This is a genomic window from Alicyclobacillus hesperidum, assembly GCF_900107035.1.
Taxonomy (GTDB): domain Bacteria; phylum Bacillota; class Bacilli; order Alicyclobacillales; family Alicyclobacillaceae; genus Alicyclobacillus; species Alicyclobacillus hesperidum.
In genome coordinates this window covers 1-19088 of the sequence record NZ_FNOJ01000007.1, presented here as the reverse complement: position 1 = coordinate 19088, position 19088 = coordinate 1, and the positions used below count along the sequence as shown (strand labels likewise).

Below are 19088 nucleotides of genomic sequence, written 5' to 3'. Positions count from 1 at the left end.
GTGGCAAATGCAATCACATCTATCGTGCGCCAGCCTGTCGACGATGCTGCGCTGGCGAAACAGAAAATTGAGCAAGCGTTGGTCGATCACGCGGACGGCGTGATCGACGGTTTGGCTCTGTTGCAGGCGTGCGAGGAACGTGGGCTTCTTCCCTTGTTGCGCGCGTTGCTGGAGCAGGGGGACGATGTTTTACGAATTGTGCTCAATTTGGTGACGCGGCCGGAGATCACGGGTGGATTGAAAAACGGAATCGGGGCATTGCAATTCTTAGGGGCGATTCCACCGGAGTCGATGTCTCGGCTCTTCGAGGCTGCCTCAACAGGATTCAAAGAGGCAACAGGGGTGCCAGTAAATGCGCGGATGGGCGTGTATGACGCCTTAAAGGCTCTGCGCGATCCCGATGTTGGCAGGGCCTTGGCGGTCGCCTTGGCATTTTTAAAGGGCATGGGGCGCGGGCTTGCCGATTCGCCGGAGGCGACGGCTGCGCGTGGCGAAGATAGGGGGCCTGAAGTGTGAGCGGACAACCGCGCATCGCGATGTCCGAAAAGATGACACGCCCGGTTGTCCGGTATCGCGATGGGGAGTGGGTGAGAAGAAACGACGAGATTGCAACGGAGTATGCGTTGACCATTTATGTGAATGACAACGAGCTTGCGACCATCGTCTGTACGCCTTCTTATATGGAGGATTTAGTGTACGGTTTTCTGGCGTCCGAGGGGATTATCCAATCCGTTGATCAAGTTGAATCGCTGCAACTGAGCCGTTTTCTAGGAACGGCTCGGGTGCGTACGAAAAGCGCCATCACCTTCAACCAAGCTTTTTACAATAAACGATATATCGCTTCATGTTGTGGGAAGGGACGCCAGAGTTTCTATTTCCAAAATGATGCCGTCACAGCGAAGCGTGTAGATGATGCCGTGACTTTGAGCCCTGACGAGGTATTTGCCGTGATCGACGAACTCGACGGGGCGGCGACGCTGTTTCAGGAGACTGGCGGCGTTCATATGGCGGCCTTGTGCACGCCAGAAAAACTTTTGTTGGCACGTACTGACATTGGCAGGCATAATGCCCTCGATAAAATCTATGGATACTGCTTGCAAAACGGAATCTCGTTGCGAGGCACGGCGATTGCATTCAGTGGACGCATCTCGTCCGAGGTGTTGTTGAAGGTATCGAAGATTGGCGTCGGCATCGTGATCGCCAGATCGGCGCCAACGGCGCTTGCCATCGACATGGCGGACGAACTGGGTATTACCGCCATCGGTTTTGTGCGCGGCAGGGCTTTTAACGTATATTCGCACCCGTGGAGAATTGTGGGGGCTTTGCAAGCCGATACCGAAGTGAAATGAAATCAAAGCGCCGTCGCACGGGGAACTTCCCAGCGACGGCGCTTTTGGATTTATGCGCGGCACCTCTGGTTACGCGACGTGTACTAGCGACACCAACATCGCGCAAAACATCAGTACGCCGAAGCGAAACAACAGGTTTGACGTGCCTTTGACAGCGGCGTGCAGCTTCGCCGGTTCTGTATGTTGGTAATAAAGGCGTACCACGTACACGGCAGTTGGGATCGTCGCGAAGACAGCGAGTGCCCATGGCGTAATCAGGTGAAAGACCACCAGCATGACAATGACAAGGTACGCGGCGGCAAAGACGCTCGCAAATAAAATTCTCCCCCGCTCGCGGCCAAGCAAAATAACAACCGTGCGGCGGCCACCTTCCGCATCTTGTACCATGTCCCGCATGTTGTTGGCAAACAAGATGGCGCCGATTAAAAGGCCAATCGGAATCGACAAAAGTGCCGCTCGCCAGGTTACGGTACCACTTTGCAGGAAAAAGGAGATCAGGACAATGACCGGTCCCATGGCTGTTGCGGCCGCCAACTCGCCAAACGGCGTGTATGCGAGCGGCCACGGCCCACCCGAGTATAAGTAACCAATACCCATGGATACTATGCCGACCAGAGCAAGCCACCAACTCGTTGTCGCGCAGAGATAAATGCCCAGTAACAGGGCAACAGCCATAAAAATAAAGCCTAACCGCAATACGGTCGTCGGCTTCACACCATCGCGTACGATGGTGCCCGCGATACCAACCATGCGCTCGTCGTCAAGCCCTCGTTTAAAATCGTAGTACTCGTTAAACATATTGGTTGCTGACTGGATTAAAATGGACGCCAAAAACATGGCAAGAAATCTCCAAACGTGGAAATGATAAAAAGGAATCGCAATCCCTGCCCCGACAAGGACTGGCACGATGCTCGCCGTCAAGGTAAACGGTCGTAAGACTCGCCACCAGACGCCAATCCGGCTCGAATGTATCATGTGCTAAGCACCTCGTTTCCCAAGCCGCGCAGATCGCACACGGCGATATTTCAAACAGAACTCTATACGTTCTAGGAATCCATTCGTAATCCTAGCATGTGCATGCGAGACCGGCAAATCCGTTTCTTGCCGGGGGTTCCGAGGGGTTGCGTTTTTGCTTCTCTATTGGACAAGTTCTATAATGTTCTCGCGAACATTCGACATCTGACTCGGAATCAGGAGGCCTTCCGAAATGACCATGCAGTGGGAGCGAGTGAAGGAATATACCGACATCATTTACGAACGCGCGGAGGGCATTGCCCGTGTGACCATCAACCGACCTGAGGTGCATAATGCGTTTCGCCCCGAAACGGTTGCAGAGATGATTGATGCCTTTCAGCACATCCGCGACGATGCATCGACCGGTGTCGTCATTATGCGCGGCCAGGGCAATCTCGCTTTTTGCTCCGGGGGAGATCAACGCGTGCGTGGGCATGGCGGCTACGTCGGGGGAGATCAAATCCCTCGTCTCAATGTGCTCGATTTACAGCGGCTCATTCGTCAATTGCCCAAGCCAGTGATTGCCGCTGTTGCCGGTTATGCGATTGGCGGTGGACACGTCCTGCACGTTTGCTGTGATTTGACGATTGCGGCCGAGAATGCCGTATTTGGACAAACAGGGCCGAAGGTCGGTAGCTTTGACGCGGGTTATGGCATCGCTTTGCTCTCACGGTTGGTTGGGCAAAAGAAAGCAAAGGAAATTTGGTTCCTCTGCCGTCAGTACAACGCCCAGGAAGCCTTGCAAATGGGACTTATTAACGCGGTCGTGCCGCTTGATCGACTCGAAGAAGAAAGCATTCAATGGGCAAAGGAAATTCTCGAAAAGAGCCCGATTGCCATTCGCTTCCTCAAGGCGGCATTTAACGCAGATACCGACGGCGCTGCTGGATTGCAGCAACTTGCTGGAGACGCGACCATGTTGTTCTATATGACTGATGAAGCCAAAGAAGGAAAGAACGCGTTCCTTGAGAAGCGCAAACCAGACTTCGGGAAGTTCGGGAGATTGCCCTGATTGTTCCACAACCACTTTAGACACGGGGGTGGAATGCTGCATGACAAATGCATGGTCACAGGAGCCGGTTCGCCGTTTGCCCGATTGGTTGCAGGCGCAAGCGTTGCGACGTCCTTTGCACCCGGCCATCGAAACGGCAAATGGCGTTTTAAACTACGAAGAATTATTGTATGCCGCGTTATCCTGCGCGGCATCGCTTTATGATCAGGGGCTCTACGCGGGTCAACGCGCCGCCGTCCTGCTCAAGGACAGCTATGCGCACACGATAGTGCTACACGCGTTGATACAGCTAGGGGCCATCTTGGTGCCGCTCAACTGGCGCTTGTCCGCACCTGAGCTTGCCTATCAGGTAGAGGACTGTGATGCGCAGTTGTTGATTTGTGATGCACAGACCATGTCGTTGGCACAAGAAGTGAATCAAAGCTACCGCTTTCCTGCAGGCGTGATCGAGTTCGCCGAACTGCAGACGAAAGGCGGTCGTGCACTCGACGTGTTCAAAGCGGATATCGACTTGACTGCGCCGCATTGTATCGTCTATACGAGTGGAACGACGGGCAGGCCGAAGGGCGCTGTCATTACATATCAAAATCACTGGTGGAGCGCTATGGGCTCTGTGCTGCAACTCGGGTTGCGGCTCGATGAGCGTTGGTTGGTGCCGATGCCACTGTTTCACGTAGGTGGCATGGGCGTATTATTGCGTAGCCTCATTTATGGGACGACTGTCGTGGCCCATAATGGTTTTGACGTCGAGCGCGTGGACAAGGCCTTGGCGTACGAAGGAATAACATTGGTCTCCCTCGTGCCTGCGATGTTGGCAAGGCTTCTAGACAAGCGAAGCGATCCATATCCAGATACGTTGCGTGCGGTTCTGCTTGGCGGCGGTCCGGCACCCAAGCCGCTGTTGGAGCGAGCGTTGGCCCTGGGCATTCCCATCAATCAAAGCTATGGACTGACAGAATCGAACACACAGGTCGCCACGTTGATGGCGGACGATGCGCTGGCGAAGGTAGGAAGTTCGGGAAAGCCTCTAGCCAATGTGCGACTTGCCATTGACAGTCCTGACGGGCCAACATCTATGCCGCGCGTCGAGGGCGAAATTCTAGTGCAAAGTCCCACGGTCATTGCCGGTTATTTCAATCAACCAATGGCCACAGAGCATGCGTTCCGAGACGGTTGGTTGCACACTGGCGACATTGGCGTGTTCGACGACGACGGTTTCTTATATGTGTTGGACAGGCGTACAGATCTCATTGTTTCGGGTGGCGAGAACGTGTATCCGGCGGAGGTTGAGTCCGCCTTAATGAGGTTGGCAGGCGTACAGGACGCGGGCGTAGTTGCGCAAGCGAATGCAACATGGGGCCAGGTTCCTGTGGCCTTTGTCGTGCTCAAAGACGGTGTCGAGTTGACCGACGAGACACTGGCGCAGTGGCGAACCCGTTTGCGCGAGCTATTGGCGCACTACAAGATTCCGCAGGCTTTTTATGCTGTGTCATCGTTGCCGCGCAACGCGTCGGGCAAACTGTTGAGACGGGAATTGAGGGAGTGGGTGAAAACGCGATGCTGACTTCGGCGAAAGAGACGGTATGGGAACACCTGGTGGACGCCATCGCGCAGGCTTATACAAGGATGCCTCCCGCGGACGAACAGGGCTTTCATTGCATTCGCACGACGATCAAATTCCAAGAGCCGCTTGCGTCGCTCACAAATTGGCATACACTCGAGCCCGCCGTGTACTCGCTGCCGCATAATGCTGATGCTGAGACGCTTGGCATTGGCGTCTACAAGCAAATTTTGGAGTCTGAAGAGGATGCGCTTGAACGCTCCAGGACGCGGTTGTCTGAACTTGCACTTCCCAAAGGCGTCCGCTGTTATGGCGCATTTGCGTTTGACTTCACAGAGCCCGCGTTCGGGATGTGGTCCGCCTGGCCGAAGGCGATTTGGTTTGTGCCAAAGCTGACGTTGCGCAAACAGCTGGGAACAGATGCGGTGGAGGTGTTCTACATCGCCTCGCCCGCCCTCGACGAGCATGACGTTCGCACAGAGGTTGCGGATCTTCTTGATGCTTTTGCAGCGAGTGAGCATGAGCCAGGAGCGCATCCAGTATTTGCGGCAGCTTTAGAAAACACTGCTTGGGCGGATAAAGTTGAGCGGGCGTTGCGCGAAATCGCGGCGGGAAAGCTGAGCAAAGTCGTCTTGGCGCGCCGGGCGTTTGCGTCGGTCAACCGGCCGCTGCCAGAAGCGCTGCAACAGCTTTTGAGCACTTATCGCGATAGTCACATCTTTGCCATGAAGTGGCAGGACAGGTGGTTACTTGCGGCCAGTCCAGAGGAACTGGTTCGCGTAGAAGAGAGGACTTTGTCGGTTGACTGCTTGGCTGGCTCGGCGCGCCGCGGACGCGACAAAGAAGAAGACCGGAATCTTTGCTTGCAGTTGCAAACGAGTGCAAAGAATCGCGCGGAACACGAGGCGGTCGTGCACTCGGTCACCCATCGCTTGGCCAGTGTTGCTGAACAACTCACTTGGCCAAAGGAACCTGGCATTCGCCAGTTGACAAATGTGCAACATCTGTACACTAAGGTGGAAGGGCAGTTGCGCGAAGGGTGTAGTCTACTCGATGCAGCGATTTCTTTACACCCGACACCCGCTGTCGCGGGGGTGCCGGATGCGGCCGCGATTTCGTTCATCAAGGCCCACGAAGGTTGGCCACGCGGGTATTACACTGGAGGATTCGGCTGGATGGACGGCGATGGCAATGGACAAATCAATGTTTCGCTGCGATCGGCATTCATCCATTACCCACATGCGTGCATGTTTGCGGGATGTGGTATCGTTGCCGGATCAGACGCCGCAACGGAGTGGGAAGAAAGCGAGTGGAAGCTCGCACCGATGCGAACGGCGCTGGGGGATTTTCGTGAGGGGGACGCAACGTGAACATGACCTTGTGGCCTGTGCACGCATTTGTCGATGGGCTCGCCGCAACAGGCGTACGCCAGGTGGTCGCTTCGCCCGGTTCTCGGAACACGCCGTTGCTCATGGCCTTTGCGGAACACCCGCAGATTGAGTTGCTTTCCCATCTCGACGAGCGGTCTGCTGCCTATTTCGCCCTTGGCCTCGCAAAAGGCGGAGGGCGCCCGGTGGCGCTTGTCTGCACGTCTGGGACCGCCGCTGCCAATTACTATCCAGCCATTGTGGAGGCTTACATGTCGCGCGTTCCGCTCATCGCGATTACGGCCGATCGCCCGCCGCAATTGCGCGAGGTAGGAGCCAATCAGGCCATTCGCCAACTGGGTATGTTTGGCGATCACGTCAAGTGGTTTTATGAATTGCCGATCCCTGATGGCACCGTGCAATGCGCCCGGCATGCACAGGCGATGGCTGTGCGTGGTGCCACGTTGGCTGCTTCAAGTCCAGCGGGACCCGTCCATTTGAATTACCCGTTTGTGGAACCCCTCGTGCCACCGCGCCGGGATGAGGTGCCAGAGCTTGTAAACCTCGCCCCACCTGCGACGCAGATGGGGCCATCAGGATCGTTTGCTGGCTCGCGGTTCAAACGTTTGCAGGAAGCCTTGGCAAGTGCACAACGCCCACTCGTCGTGTTCGGTCCTGAACGCGATGCAAACCTTGCCAAGGCGGTTGTTGCATTCGCAGAACGAACCGGTCTTCCGATTCTGGCGGATATCATTTCGCCGGTTGCGGGATCGTCACAGGCTGTCCAGCACTACGATGCCATTTTGCAGGCTGCACCCGATGTGATGGCGCCTCCAGACTTGGTGCTGCGCTTTGGCGCCGAGCCGACCTCGAAGGCGTTGGCATCGTGGCTGGTGAAAAGCCGTGCGCGCGTATTTGTCTGCGACGAAACGCCGCTTTATCGCGATGCGTTAGGCATTGCCAGCGACGTCATCGCTGGCGGCGTCGAGTTCGGGCTAAGCCATCTCATAGCCACGTTGACGACTTCCGCGCAAGCCTACATGGCGGCTTGGCGGCATGCGGACGATTTAGCGAGGCGGTTCATCGAACGCTTTTGCGCCGATCACTGGTTTGAGGGTGCGGCGGTACGGGCAACGGTCGCGGCGTTGCACAGTGGGGAGCGGTTATTCATCGGCAACAGTCGGCCGATTCGCGACGCCGACGCCTTGGTCAGGCCGCAATCGGGCGTCATCGTCGATGGCAATCGCGGTGCCAGCGGGATCGATGGTCTAACGTCGACAGCCTTTGGCGAGGCGTTGGCGTCAGGTCAGTCTACAGTACTGTGTATTGGTGATGTGTCGTTTTATCACGACACGAACGGACTCCTCGCGGCCAAGCGATTCGGGGTACCACTTGTCATCGTCCTCATTCACAACGATGGTGGCGGCATTTTTCAGCATTTGTCGCAAGCGTCGCGGCCAGACACATTGCACCACTTCACGACGCCGCATGGCCTGGAGTTCCAGCACATCATCGAGGCGTTTGGCGGGCGACATGTCGAGGTGGAAGGTGTGCAGGCTTTGATGCAGGCGGTGCGCAAAGGCATACACGATGCCGAGTTGACCGTCGTGCAAGCCACATTTGCCAACGAAGCGAGCACACACGTATACAAACGCCTCTTTGCCGAATTGCGGCATGAACTAGAGCGAGGGATGGCGCAATGAGACGAACTGTGCAAGTGCGCGGCGTTTCGTATTCCGTACTTCAGGCCGGCGATGGTGAGGAGTGTTTGTTGCTGTTACACGGTTTCACTGGCAGTGGCGACGTCTTTGCACCGTTTTTCGCGAATTGGGCGCGACGCTGGACCGTGCTAGCCCCCGATTTGCTGGGGCACGGGCGAACTGCGGCGCCTGCCAGCGTTGAACGCTATCGGATGGCTGAACAAGTGGCCGATCTCGCGGCTCTTCTTGACACTTTGAGTTTTTCGCGAGCACACGTGCTGGGTTACTCGATGGGGGGAAGAATTGCCCTTTCCTTTGCCGTTCAGTATCCTGAATATGTTTCACAGCTCATCCTCGAGAGCGCGTCTCCCGGGCTCGCGACCCCGTCGGAGCGGGCTCTGCGCAGAGAAGCAGACGAGCGACTGGCCGGTGAAATTGAGGATATTGGCCTTTCTGCTTTTATTGAGCGCTGGGAGAAGATACCTCTTTTTTCGACACACAGTGCCTTGCCGGAAGGTGTACGCATGCGGCAACGGGAGATCCGTGAACAGGGAACGGCGTTTGGCTATGCGCAAAGTCTGCGTGGCATTGGCACTGGAGCGCAGCCATCGAACTGGGACCAGCTTGGTACGCTGACAATGCCAACGCTGCTTGTCACCGGGGAGTTGGATGCGAAGTTCACGGCTATCAATGCTCAGATGGCTCGGGAAATGAAAGCCGCTCGTCATGTCGTGATTGAGGAAGCGGGGCATACGCCGCACTTGGAGCAACCCGACGCTTTTGCCGCGGCTGTCGAGACTTGCTTTTAGCTCGCCGAAGTGTGAAAGGGGGGATGCTTGTGCTCAATCTCGCCAATTGGCAGGACGCCATGCTGATCATCGCCCTCGTCGCCTTACTTGGCGCCGTCATCAGCAGGCTTACGGAACGGCCGCGCATCCCCGATGTGGCGGCATTTGTCGTTCTCGGTATCGCACTTGGACCGGCAGGTTTTCACGTGCTGCACGTGGCAGGTGGCTCCGGGGCGAGTCAGTTTGCGGTGTACACCGGGGCAGCGCTGTTGTTATTCGAGGGCGGATGCCAGATGAATCTGAGGCTTCTGCGCCGGGCGGCGTTGACCATCAGTCTGTTGGCTACCCTCGGTGTGCTTATCACGGCACTTGTCGTCGCCTTGATCGCAATGTGGCTGTTTCACTTTTCATTTCTCTGGTGTCTACTACTTGGTTCGATTATCGCCTCGACAGATCCAGCGACATTGATCCCTGTCTTTGCACGGACACCCATTCGCCAACGCTTACAGCAGGCTCTCGAAGCGGAGAGCGCGGTCAACGACGCAACGGCCTCGGTCTTGTTTGCCGTCGTGCTCACATCGGTCAAGGCGCAACAGTCCCTGCATTTGGCGTCTGCCTTTGCTATGTTTGGGCGAGAAGCCGGCATTGGTCTTGCCATGGGAACTGTTTTTGGCTTGCTTGGAGCATGGCTGACATCGGAAAACGGCCCCGCCTGGCTGCGTCTGCACACAAGCGTCGTGGCCATCGCCATCGCGCTTGGCAGTTACGCTCTCGCAGTTGATCTTGGTGGCAGTGGTCTCATGAGCGCGTTCGCGAGTGGGGCAATATTTGGCAGCCCAGGCGTGTTCGGCATGGCGCGATCGCAGGTTCAATTCGCTGAATTGGCACATGTTGCACTGCCGACGGCATTGCTGCGCATGTTGATCTTTACGCTGCTTGGCGCACAAGTGCAGTTTTCGGCGTTGGGGCGCGATCTGGGCGTTGGTCTTGCGATCGCAGCCGCTCTCATGTTCATCGCACGGCCGCTTACGGTGCTCGCATGTGTACCGGGCGACCGCTTTGCGAAATGGTCCGCGCGGGAGATCATTTTGATGATGTGGGTACGTGAGACTGGCGTGATACCGGCCGCGTTGGTCACATCAGCCGCCGCCGCTGGTGTACCGCATGCGCGCGACCTCATGGCAGTCACCTTTCTAGCGATTTTGTCGACGATTTTGTTGCAAGCGACGTCGACAGGATGGGTGGCCAAGCTTCTGGAATTGGAACGTCAATCGGACGCTGGCGACGAGTTGTTGTAGATTGTAAAGACGAAAGTTGTCGATTTTCACGATCCCTTAACGAACCTTCCACCGCAAGTTCACAGAGCGTTGCTATCCTTTGAGTCGTTGGCCATGCTTACGCACACAACCGACCTAAGGGAGGACGATCTTTGTGATCTTACATCATACGAAATGGTTCGCAGGTGCCGCCGTACTCACCGCATTGCTTGCGGTCTCTGGGTGCGGCACGGGAAACTCGACAAATAATGCCGCTCACGTAAGTGCGCATCCGGAACAGAATGCGACAACCACGGGTGCCGCGAAGACTGCAGGCAGTATCTCGCTTACAGAGACAGGTTCCTCGTTACTGTATCCTCTGTTTAATACCGAGTGGATTCCAGCGTATCACAAGGTGCAGCCGAACGTGCAGATGACCGCGGCTTCTACCGGCAGTGGGACTGGGATTTCCGACGCTACGGCCGGGACGGTAGACATTGGCGCTTCGGACGCATACATGGCGGACGCACAAATGGCGCAAACGCCCGGCATGTTGAACATTCCAGTGGCCATTTCAGCGCAGCAGGTGATGTATAACCTGCCAGGCGTCAAAGGCCATCTCCATCTCAATGGTGCTGTGCTTGCCCAGATTTATGAAGGGAAAGTCACCTATTGGGACGACAAGGCGATTCGCGCTTTAAATCCAGGCATATCGCTGCCGCATCAGTTGATTAAGCCGGTCTATCGCTCAGACGGGTCTGGCGATACCTTCTTGTTCACGCAGTACCTCAGCCATGGTAGTGCAAGCTGGAGCCAGCAATATGGCTATGGCACGTCCATTTCGTGGCCAGGGCTATCTTCGGCCATTGGCGCAAAGGGCAATGACGGTGTCGTCGCTGCTCTGAGTAAAACCAAGTATGCCGTTGGTTATGTCGGCATCAGCTGGTTGGACAAGGCCGTGCAAGCGGGGCTTGCATATGCAGCACTGCAAAACCGCGCTGGACAGTTTGTGCTACCAACGACGCAAAATATCCAAGCCGCCGCTGCAGCCGTGAAGCAGGTGCCAAGCGACGAGCGAGTCTCGCTGATCGACGAGCCAGGAGCGAGCTCGTATCCCATCATCAACTTTGAATACTTGATTGTCAAAAAGACACAGCCATCGACAACGACGGCCCACGCGTTACAAGCGTTTCTCAAATGGGCTATCGATCCCGGAAAAGGCAATGCAGCATCTTACCTGACACCCGTCCACTTCCTGCCACTGCCGGCCGATATCTATACCAAAAGCCAGGCGCAGATTGCACAGATCACAGGCTGATGGAAGAGTGTGGGGGCCCAATACATGCGTAACGTATCGCGTACGGCCAAGGTGGCCGACTATGTCTTTCGCGTGGTTGCTGGTTTTTGTGCCAGCAGCCCCGCTATCTTTTTGTTGCTTATCGCGGGCATCGTCGTGTACCAATCAATACCCGTTATGCACTTCATGGGTTGGAGTTTCCTTACACATACACGGTGGGATCTTGGCAATTTGTATGGCGCGATGGTCAAGAAGAATGGTGTCACGGCGCCTGTAGGAGCTTCCTACGGGGGACTTGTATTCATCGTTGGGACGCTTTTGTCGTCGGCTATCGCGCTTGTCATCGCGGTCCCGATTGCAATTCTCACGGCTGTGATTCTAGCCTACCGCGTCCGGGGCGCAATCGCTTGGATACTGAGCATTCTCGTCGAATTGCTGGCAGGTATTCCAAGCGTCGTGATTGGGCTGTGGGGTATTTTGGTCTTGGTGCCCTGGATCAGTGCCCATCTGGCACCATTTCTGCGACATGTACTTGGCTATATTCCGTTTTTCGGAGGGCAAGTGGGAAGTGGCTATGGGCTTCTCGCAAGCGGGATCGTCCTTGCCATGATGATTGTGCCCATCATCACCGCAACCGCGCGCGATCTGTTGTTGCAAGTGCCGTTGCTTGCGCGGGAAGGCGGCCTCGGTATCGGCATGACGACCTGGGAGGTTGTGCGATATATCTCGTTGCCTTATGTACGAGATGGATTGGTCGGCGCGATCGCGCTGGGCTTTGGACGGGCAATGGGAGAGACGATGGCTGTACTCATGGTGAGCGGGAATGCGATGAATATTCTCCCAAGCAACTTGTACAGTCCAATCTCAACCATGGCGGCTTTTATTGCGGATCAGCTGGATAGTGCACAGACGGATGCATCTGGCATGGCCGTGCATGCGTTGTCGGAACTCGCCCTGGTTCTGCTCGTCATCACTTTGGCGACCAATTTGCTTGCACGCTGGTTGGTTCGCCCGCGTCAAGGTCGGAGGAAGGCAGGTGTGGCAAAATGAAGCGAAGGCGTCGGCGTAATGCGTTCTCGTATCTTGGCTGGTCGATTGCCTGGCTGGCTGCAGCGCTCGTTCTATTCGGCCTCTTTGATTTGCTGGGTTCAATTGTTTGGCGTGGTGTTCGTTCGTTTCACTTCGCTATGCTGTTCACTCCGACGCAAGGGGTGGCGGGTGGATTGGAGAACGCAATCCTGGGAACATTTGAATTGGTTCTTATCGCCGTGTTGTTTGCGGCGCCCCTTGGTATTCTTGGCGGGGTGTATACATCAGAATTTGCTGGGCGACGCACCGCCGCAGTCATTCGTTTCTTGGCTGAGGTCCTCTCCGGCGTGCCGTCCATCGTGATCGGCTATTTTGGGTATTTGCTTCTTGTGTTGCAGTTTCACTGGGGCTTTTCCGCGCTTGCTGGCGGTATTGCCTTGACGCTTATTATGTTGCCCTATATTTTGCGCACCACGGATACCAGCTTGCAGCAGGTCCCACATATGCAACGCGAGGCCGCATGGGCCTTGGGAATGACGAGATCGCAGGCGATTCTGAAAGCCATCTGGCGGCCGGCCGCAGGTGGCATCGCCACGGGACTATTGCTTGCCATCGCCATCGGCCTTGGGGAAACCGCACCGCTGTTATACACGGCTGGGTGGAACGCCAACAACCCCAGTCTGCAGCTCACCCATGCCCAGGTCGGCTACTTGACATACGTAGCCTACACCTACTTGGACCAGCCATATCCGGCTGCGCGCGATCTCGCCTATGCAGCGGCTTTCGTCTTGCTCGTCGTCATCCTCATCATCCAGTTGGTCGTCCGTGGTTTGGTCTGGCGCACCACGAATCGGTTGCAAGGGCGTCATTAAACAAGAAATGGGTTGGCTAGAGGGGTTGTCAACTGAATAGGATAAGCGGAGAGAAGTGGAACGAATGCTCTCCGCTTTTTCCTTTATCTGCTCCTTGCCATTTCGCTGGCGCCGGGAATTTGAGTTGTCCGCAAGAAATATCAAGTTTAGAATAAGAGACGTGGAAGACTTGAGGGGGCGAGACCAATGCGTCGCGTTTTGCTGATGACCGCGTCCTTTGGTTCCGGGCATAACCAGGCTGCGTACGCCGTGCAGGAGGCGTTGAAAGAAAGAGACGCACAGGTCGAAGTGGTTGACTACGTCAGCCTACTGAATCCGGCGTTGCGTTCGTTCGCCAAGTTTAGTTTGATTCAAGGAGTGCAAAAGGCGCCAAGTTTGTACGGCTTGTTCTACAAGTCGATGTCTCGGATTGATCCGGATTCGGCCCTTCAGCGCTACGTGAATCATTTAGGCATTGAGCGGATGCAGGAGTATATCCAGTACTACCAACCGGACGCGATAGCCAGCACGTTTCCAACGCCGATGGGAGTCGTCGGTGAATTGCGCCGCACCGGGCAGATTGGCATACCTAATATTGCGATTGTCACGGACTACACAGCCCATCGCCAGTGGTATCACGATCACGCGGATCACTTCTTCGTCGCTACGGACGAGGTCAAGCGGGATCTTGTATCGTACGGCGTGCCAGACAGCGCGATCGAGGTTGTGGGGATCCCGTTGCGTCGCAAATTTCAAGCCGAGAACGTGATGCGGCTGTTGTCACACCGATCCCAATTGGTCCGCGAAATGGGATTTCGCGAAGACCTGCCGATTGTGCTCTTAATGGGAGGCGGTAGCGGTATCTTGGCCGACCCGCCGCTCTGGGAATCGTTTATCCCAGAATCGGGCATGCAGTACATCATTATCTGCGGTCAGAACCGACGTATGGAGAAACGCTTCTCGGCACTGGCGAGCGATCGGGTGCACGTTTACGGCTTCACGAGCGAGATCGACCGTTTCATGGCGGCGGCCGATTTGATCGTCTCGAAGCCCGGTGGTTTAACGTTGACAGAGGCCATCACCATGCGGTTGCCGATGTTGCTATTTAGACCGATACCGGGACAGGAAGAGGCGAACGCTCGCTTCGCTGAAAAGGCGGGAGTTGCAGTCTGTGTTCGCACGGCGCGTGAAGCTCAGCAATTCCTACTGGAAGTAAAGCAGCACCCTGAAATCCTGGAACGGATGCGTATGGCGTCGGAACACATGCCGACCTGCGGCGCGGCCGCGCGGATCGCTGAGAAGATTATGCTGTTTGCAACGGGACGGCAAACGTCGCCAGCGATGAGGGCAGCGTACCCGCCGGAATTGCTGCCGACGTGAGAGGAGACCGCGTGTGATTGGCTGGCTGGTTGGTCTCATTGTATTTTGCATCCTCGTCGCGTACTGTGGGGTGCCTGTACTTTGGACGCGCGTGTTTCATTTAAGCAGCAGGCGATACACGAACAAACCGGGTAAAGTGGCCTTGACGTTTGACGATGGGCCGCATCCCGAGTACACGCCGCAACTGCTCGACGTGCTGAAGTCGTGTGGTGTGCGGGCAACGTTTTTTGTGATTGTCGATCACGCGCTGAAATATCCTGAAATCGTCGAACGGATGATGGCGGAAGGACACGAAGTGCAGGTACACGGCGAGCGGCATCTGTTCGTTCCGTTTTTGCACCCGGTTTTGACGTATCGCCAGTCTGTTGGCGCCAGTCGTATCTTGCAACAGCGTTTTGGCGTACTGGCAAACGTCTACCGGCCGACGTGGGGTGCTTGCAATTTGGCGACATTGTTCTTGTTGCCGCGCCACGACATGCATATGTTGCTATGGTCCGTGATGGTTGGCGATTGGCGTCGCACAGAACCAGGGGAGTTGGTGCGAAGGGTGACTGACAAGTTATCGGACCGCGCGGTCATCGTGCTGCACGACAGCGATTGGTCGTACGGTGCAGAGCGAGGGGCTCCGTTGCAAGTGATTGCGGCGATTCCCGAGATCGTTCAAGCGGTCCGCGAGCGCGGGTGCGATTTTGCACTGGCCTCGGAATGTGTGTAGGGAGGGAGAGCTATGCCGAGTCGGGCGCTGCGAGCGGTGTTTGATGTGTGGGAGTCGCTGTTTCATCGTGCGTTTCGCCTGGAAGATTTGGAGCCAGGAACGGAGCATCTGTTCTTCGTTGCCAAACGCCGATACTTTGGACGTGGCTTTGAAGTCGATGGCATTCGCGTGAATCCGGGGGACCGCGTCGTGGAACTCCATGTCAACAACGACATGGTAGAACGCGCGTTGCGCGAAGATGGGAATGTCGTTCGAGCGATGGTGCAACTACTTCGCCAGGCGCGTATTTCCATGCCGGCTCTTGCCCGTGCCGTCCAACGCGAGCGGTTTGCCGACGCCCAGGTGCTCTACGGGGTGACGATGATTCATCGCGGGATCGAGCGATTCGGCTTTCACACTTATCCGCTGCCGAACGGCATTGCCAAGTCGTTGACCACATGGCATTTGACGAATGTCTTGAAGATGTTGAATCCCGATGCAAACCATATCATCGAAACGCATCACGATGTCTTGCAACCGAAATTAGTCGTCGCATCTAAGGCAAAGATCATCGAGATGTTTGGCGAAGGGAACGCAGTGTCGCACGCCAAGACCACCGAACTGTCCGTGGATAACGAGCAGGCCGTACCGCTGGAATCATGAAGTGTATCTTATTGTATGGCTCATTTGGAGACGGACACGTTCAGGTTGGCAAGGCAATCAGCGAGGTGCTTGCCCAAGAATTCGGAGCAGACGTCGAGATGATCGATACGTTTCGGACAACGAATCGTTTTGTGGCATGGTTCAATGAACGGATGTTCGAATGGAGTACCCGGTATGTTCCTGGGTTGTATGGTGTGAGTTATGACTGGACGCGCAATTTGGCGACCGCCAATCCATTGTGGTCGCTACTTGCGCGTTTCTCGCGAAAGGCGGCTTGGCGGGCCCTCGAAGAACATCGTCCTGATATTGTCGTACAATTGTTTCCCGATCACGCGTTGGCTCGCATGCCAAAAGGGATTCGACCTTTTGTTGCCGTGGTGTTGACTGATTTTGCCGTGCACAGCCGTTGGTTTCACCAGGGTGTCGACCTGTATATCTTGCCCGCGCAGCGCGCTGTTGACGAAAGTGTTCGTTTTATTCAGGACAAGGCTGTAGTGGTCGCAGGGATACCCATCAGACGGCAGTTTTCTGCATGTACGTTGATGAAGCAAAGTGGGAGAAGTATCGTACTATTGACGGGCGGCCGTGGCGTTTTCCCGCAGTTTCAGGATGTTTTGGATCGACTTGTAGGGCGCTTTCCGAACCATACTATCTATGTGTTGTGTGGCCGTAACCAGAGGATGTTTGCACAGGTTAAATCGTTTGCGGAGGCTCGGTGTGTAGCTGAGCGGATTGTGCCAGTTGGCTTCACGGAACAATTGGCTGCCTATCTGCAGCAAGCGGATTTTGTCATGACGAAGGCCGGTGGTGTGACCGTTGCCGAATGCTTGGCTTGCGGAGTGCCAATGGTCTTCTTCAGGCCACTTCCTGGTCAAGAGCGCGAAAATGCGAATTGTGTGGCTCGCATGGGGGCTGGTTTGATTGTTCACAGCTTGCGAGAGCTCGAAGAAACGTTGGCCATCCTGTCCGATGAGGTGATTGCTCAATTGGCCCGACGAGCTCGGGAAAACGGGCGACCAGCCGCCGCCTGGACGGCGGCATATCGCATTGTCGATGCGTGGAAGTCTTTCCGTGGAGATGAAACCGGCACTGCAGTGAAGTGAAGGCCAGGCCTGCACCGGCTTATCACGATTCAAATGGATGAAACGAGCCGTAATGGCTGCTGTAATAGAGCAGCGGCTGACGGCTCGAGTCAACCGATGCAGCCTCGACTTCTCCAATTAAAATAACGTGATCTCCCCCATCCAATTCCTCGCGCAATTGGCATACCAAATATGCCTGCACCCCTTCAAGAATCGGCTGCCCGAGCTCACCAATGAAATAGTCCACTCCTTGAAACTTATCCGACATTTTACTGGCAAATTGATTGGAAAGATGACTCTGATCACTTGCGAGAATATTGACCGCAAACGCTTTACTTTTGCGAGCAAAGGGAAGGGCATTGGCCGTTTTATCAATGCACGCTAAGATTAGCGGGGGATGCAAAGAAAGTGACGAAAACGCGGAAACGGTAATGCCCGACATCTCGCCATCAACCGCCATCGTAATGACGGTGACGCCACTGGCGAAACGTGCTAAAGCTTTGCGAAAATCTGCAGCATCGATGGTCATGCCAAAGCCCCTTTCATCGGCTCCAATACTGTCCTCGCTATCATTGTATATGATGGTTCTCGCTGCGTAAAATCGCTGGAGAACAGGAAAACTTTTCTTGAAAATTGCTAAATTCGCCACAGTCAGTCCAAATCTACGAGCTTATGATTGAACTCGACAAGAATTCCAGTTTATAATGAAGCTAGTGAACAACAAAAAATATTGAAAAGGGGCTTTGCCTGGTGCGTTTTTCGTTCCTGATGGGTCTTTCGACCGCTGCGACGATGGGGATTACCCTGACAACAGTGTTTGCCGAAACCACTCGATACACCGTGCACAATGGCGATAGCCTCTACAGTATCGCGCAGAAGTATCACACGACTGTCAGTGCTCTGAAATCTGCAAACCATTTGAGTTCCGACCTTATTCATCCTGGTCAAGTACTATGGATTGGGAGTTCTCAAAGCGTTGGCAGGGGTAGCGAGGTGAAAGCGGATTCAGTCGCTGCCGCGAAGCCTTCATCCGTTAGCACCTATACGGTTCAATCGGGCGATTCGCTCTGGAGTATCAGTCAAAAGTTTCACGTTACGGTGCAAAGCCTGGAAGCATGGAATGGCCTGCGCAGTACAAGTGTCATCCATCCTGGCGAGCATTTGGTGGTTTCGAAATCGACCGCCGCTAAAATTTTCGTTTTAAGCAGCCGTTCGAGCAATCCGGATGGCTCAGATTTATCGCTCGCGGAAAGTGCCCTCGGCTTTACCATCGCAGACTATGCGAAAACGCTTCTGGGTGCGCCGTACGCGTGGGGTGGTACGTCGCCAGCCGGGTTTGACTGCTCAGGGCTCGTTCAGTACGTGTTTGCCCACTTCGGTATCTCGCTTCCTCGGACCAGTTATGGACAATTCGATGCAGGTACACCGGTTACGCAAAGTAACTTACAACCAGGTGATGTCGTATTTTTCGATACATACGGAAGCGGTGCTTCGCACGATGGTGTGTACATCGGAAACAATCAGTTCGTGAATGCGGCAGGTTCCGCGGTTCAAATCGATAGCTTGGCAGACCCATATTGGGGTGGACATTATATCGGAGCCCGTCGGATGTGATACTGTGAAGGTATTACGGAGGACGGCAGTTATGGAAAGAGTTCCATGACAAGACAAGCCGCTGGGGAATCCCAGCGGCTTGTCGTAGTACGCCCAGCATGGGCGGAATCTTTAGGGTGTAAGTCCCGAACGGGGGTTGGCGACATACCTACCGTTAGCCAAGAGCAAGGGTGTCCACCGTGAGGTGGAATCTGAAGGAAGCTGGAGGCAAACCCTCGACCTGAGGTACACGAATCGCATTTGAGGCTGTCATAGTTGGACGAGTTGCCTACACACAACGAAGTCCTAAGTCGCCAAGAGCTACGGCAGTAAACTGCGGCAGGTACGTGAGGGGAAAGAGTCCGTTCTTATCTGGGGAGACCTGTCTGCGCGCTAGCAAGGCTAGTAACCGTCATCGAGAGGTGACGCTGAACAGGCAGGGGTCAGCAGAG

18 protein-coding genes are annotated in these 19088 nt (G+C 55.4%); 16 read left to right on the top strand and 2 right to left on the bottom strand.

Annotated features, from left to right (window positions below; all coding sequences use genetic code 11):
• Both BLU70_RS06840 and fdhD read left to right on the top strand, forming a co-directional pair.
• Positions 1–516, top strand: a complete 516-nt coding sequence (locus BLU70_RS06840; protein ID WP_074692900.1) for a helical membrane plugin domain-containing protein — start codon at positions 1–3, stop codon at positions 514–516.
• 20 nt (positions 517–536) lie between these two features.
• Entirely contained in the window at positions 537–1349 is an 813-nt protein-coding gene (gene fdhD / locus BLU70_RS06835) for a formate dehydrogenase accessory sulfurtransferase FdhD (RefSeq protein ID WP_074693005.1), read from the top strand.
• A gap of 69 nt (positions 1350–1418) precedes the next feature.
• On the opposite strand, the gene BLU70_RS06830 is transcribed toward fdhD, so the two are convergent.
• A complete protein-coding gene (locus BLU70_RS06830) occupies positions 1419–2324 on the bottom strand; it encodes a 1,4-dihydroxy-2-naphthoate polyprenyltransferase (protein ID WP_074692898.1) in 906 nt (301 codons plus the stop codon).
• A 232-nt stretch (positions 2325–2556) separates the two neighbouring features.
• Here BLU70_RS06830 and menB point away from each other — a divergent pair, with 232 nt between their 5' ends.
• The 13 genes from menB (at position 2557) to BLU70_RS06765 (ending at position 17064) form a co-directional block, all read left to right on the top strand.
• Complete coding sequence (menB, locus tag BLU70_RS06825) at positions 2557–3375, top strand: 1,4-dihydroxy-2-naphthoyl-CoA synthase (protein WP_006447945.1); 819 nt, start codon at positions 2557–2559, stop codon at positions 3373–3375.
• 40 nt (positions 3376–3415) lie between these two features.
• Positions 3416–4939, top strand: a complete 1524-nt coding sequence (gene menE / locus BLU70_RS06820) for an o-succinylbenzoate--CoA ligase (protein ID WP_074692895.1) — start codon at positions 3416–3418, stop codon at positions 4937–4939.
• Positions 4933–6306 (top strand): isochorismate synthase, encoded by a 1374-nt coding sequence (locus BLU70_RS06815; protein WP_074692892.1) that lies wholly within the window; start codon positions 4933–4935, stop codon positions 6304–6306. Before menE ends, BLU70_RS06815 begins: the two co-directional genes overlap by 7 nt.
• Positions 6307–6308: 2 nt before the next feature.
• Complete coding sequence (gene menD / locus BLU70_RS06810; protein ID WP_244885141.1) at positions 6309–8006, top strand: 2-succinyl-5-enolpyruvyl-6-hydroxy-3-cyclohexene-1-carboxylic-acid synthase; 1698 nt, start codon at positions 6309–6311, stop codon at positions 8004–8006.
• The gene (gene menH, locus BLU70_RS06805) at positions 8003–8812 is read left to right on the top strand and encodes a 2-succinyl-6-hydroxy-2,4-cyclohexadiene-1-carboxylate synthase (RefSeq protein WP_006447949.1); all 810 of its coding nucleotides are present in this window, start codon (positions 8003–8005) and stop codon (positions 8810–8812) included. The genes menD and menH overlap by 4 nt, the downstream gene beginning before the upstream one ends.
• 29 nt (positions 8813–8841) lie before the next feature.
• Positions 8842–10089 carry a cation:proton antiporter domain-containing protein gene (locus tag BLU70_RS06800; RefSeq protein ID WP_052012399.1) on the top strand — a complete coding sequence of 416 codons (1248 nt, stop codon included), beginning with the start codon at positions 8842–8844 and terminating at the stop codon, positions 10087–10089.
• Positions 10090–10222: 133 nt separating this feature from the next.
• Entirely contained in the window at positions 10223–11365 is a 1143-nt protein-coding gene (gene pstS / locus BLU70_RS06795) for a phosphate ABC transporter substrate-binding protein PstS (protein WP_244885138.1), read from the top strand.
• Positions 11366–11389: 24 nt separating this feature from the next.
• Positions 11390–12394 carry a phosphate ABC transporter permease subunit PstC gene (gene pstC / locus BLU70_RS06790; RefSeq protein WP_006447952.1) on the top strand — a complete coding sequence of 335 codons (1005 nt, stop codon included), beginning with the start codon at positions 11390–11392 and terminating at the stop codon, positions 12392–12394.
• Positions 12391–13245 (top strand): phosphate ABC transporter permease PstA, encoded by an 855-nt coding sequence (pstA, locus tag BLU70_RS06785; protein ID WP_006447953.1) that lies wholly within the window; start codon positions 12391–12393, stop codon positions 13243–13245. The genes pstC and pstA overlap by 4 nt, the downstream gene beginning before the upstream one ends.
• 186 nt (positions 13246–13431) lie before the next feature.
• Positions 13432–14604 carry an MGDG synthase family glycosyltransferase gene (locus BLU70_RS06780; RefSeq protein WP_040290572.1) on the top strand — a complete coding sequence of 391 codons (1173 nt, stop codon included), beginning with the start codon at positions 13432–13434 and terminating at the stop codon, positions 14602–14604.
• Between the two features lie 13 nt (positions 14605–14617).
• Entirely contained in the window at positions 14618–15319 is a 702-nt protein-coding gene (locus tag BLU70_RS06775; protein WP_074692888.1) for a polysaccharide deacetylase family protein, read from the top strand.
• 12 nt (positions 15320–15331) lie between these two features.
• Positions 15332–15961, top strand: a complete 630-nt coding sequence (locus tag BLU70_RS06770; RefSeq protein WP_074692886.1) for a YkoP family protein — start codon at positions 15332–15334, stop codon at positions 15959–15961.
• Positions 15958–17064, top strand: coding sequence for an MGDG synthase family glycosyltransferase (locus tag BLU70_RS06765; RefSeq protein WP_006447957.1), 1107 nt, complete (start codon positions 15958–15960; stop codon positions 17062–17064). The genes BLU70_RS06770 and BLU70_RS06765 overlap by 4 nt, the downstream gene beginning before the upstream one ends.
• 22 nt (positions 17065–17086) lie before the next feature.
• Here the strand turns inward: BLU70_RS06765 and BLU70_RS06760 are convergent, their stop codons facing one another.
• A complete protein-coding gene (locus tag BLU70_RS06760; protein ID WP_040290575.1) occupies positions 17087–17572 on the bottom strand; it encodes a flavin reductase family protein in 486 nt (161 codons plus the stop codon).
• Between the two features lie 221 nt (positions 17573–17793).
• Here BLU70_RS06760 and BLU70_RS06755 point away from each other — a divergent pair, with 221 nt between their 5' ends.
• Positions 17794–18657 carry a C40 family peptidase gene (locus BLU70_RS06755; RefSeq protein ID WP_143027494.1) on the top strand — a complete coding sequence of 288 codons (864 nt, stop codon included), beginning with the start codon at positions 17794–17796 and terminating at the stop codon, positions 18655–18657.
• The last annotated feature ends 431 nt before the right edge of the window (positions 18658–19088 follow it).

Bases quoted from the DNA above. Each gene is read 5' to 3' on its own strand.
- fdhD (WP_074693005.1), top strand. From the start codon at position 537: ATGTCCGAAAAGATGACACGCCCGGTTGTCCGGTATCGCGATGGGGAG.
- BLU70_RS06830 (WP_074692898.1), bottom strand. From the start codon at position 2,324: ATGATACATTCGAGCCGGATTGGCGTCTGGTGGCGAGTCTTACGACCG.
- menB (WP_006447945.1), top strand. From the start codon at position 2,557: ATGACCATGCAGTGGGAGCGAGTGAAGGAATATACCGACATCATTTAC.
- menE (WP_074692895.1), top strand. From the start codon at position 3,416: ATGACAAATGCATGGTCACAGGAGCCGGTTCGCCGTTTGCCCGATTGG.
- BLU70_RS06815 (WP_074692892.1), top strand. From the start codon at position 4,933: ATGCTGACTTCGGCGAAAGAGACGGTATGGGAACACCTGGTGGACGCC.
- menD (WP_244885141.1), top strand. From the start codon at position 6,309: ATGACCTTGTGGCCTGTGCACGCATTTGTCGATGGGCTCGCCGCAACA.
- menH (WP_006447949.1), top strand. From the start codon at position 8,003: ATGAGACGAACTGTGCAAGTGCGCGGCGTTTCGTATTCCGTACTTCAG.
- pstC (WP_006447952.1), top strand. From the start codon at position 11,390: ATGCGTAACGTATCGCGTACGGCCAAGGTGGCCGACTATGTCTTTCGC.
- pstA (WP_006447953.1), top strand. From the start codon at position 12,391: ATGAAGCGAAGGCGTCGGCGTAATGCGTTCTCGTATCTTGGCTGGTCG.
- BLU70_RS06780 (WP_040290572.1), top strand. From the start codon at position 13,432: ATGCGTCGCGTTTTGCTGATGACCGCGTCCTTTGGTTCCGGGCATAAC.
- BLU70_RS06770 (WP_074692886.1), top strand. From the start codon at position 15,332: ATGCCGAGTCGGGCGCTGCGAGCGGTGTTTGATGTGTGGGAGTCGCTG.
- BLU70_RS06765 (WP_006447957.1), top strand. From the start codon at position 15,958: ATGAAGTGTATCTTATTGTATGGCTCATTTGGAGACGGACACGTTCAG.
- BLU70_RS06760 (WP_040290575.1), bottom strand. From the start codon at position 17,572: ATGACCATCGATGCTGCAGATTTTCGCAAAGCTTTAGCACGTTTCGCC.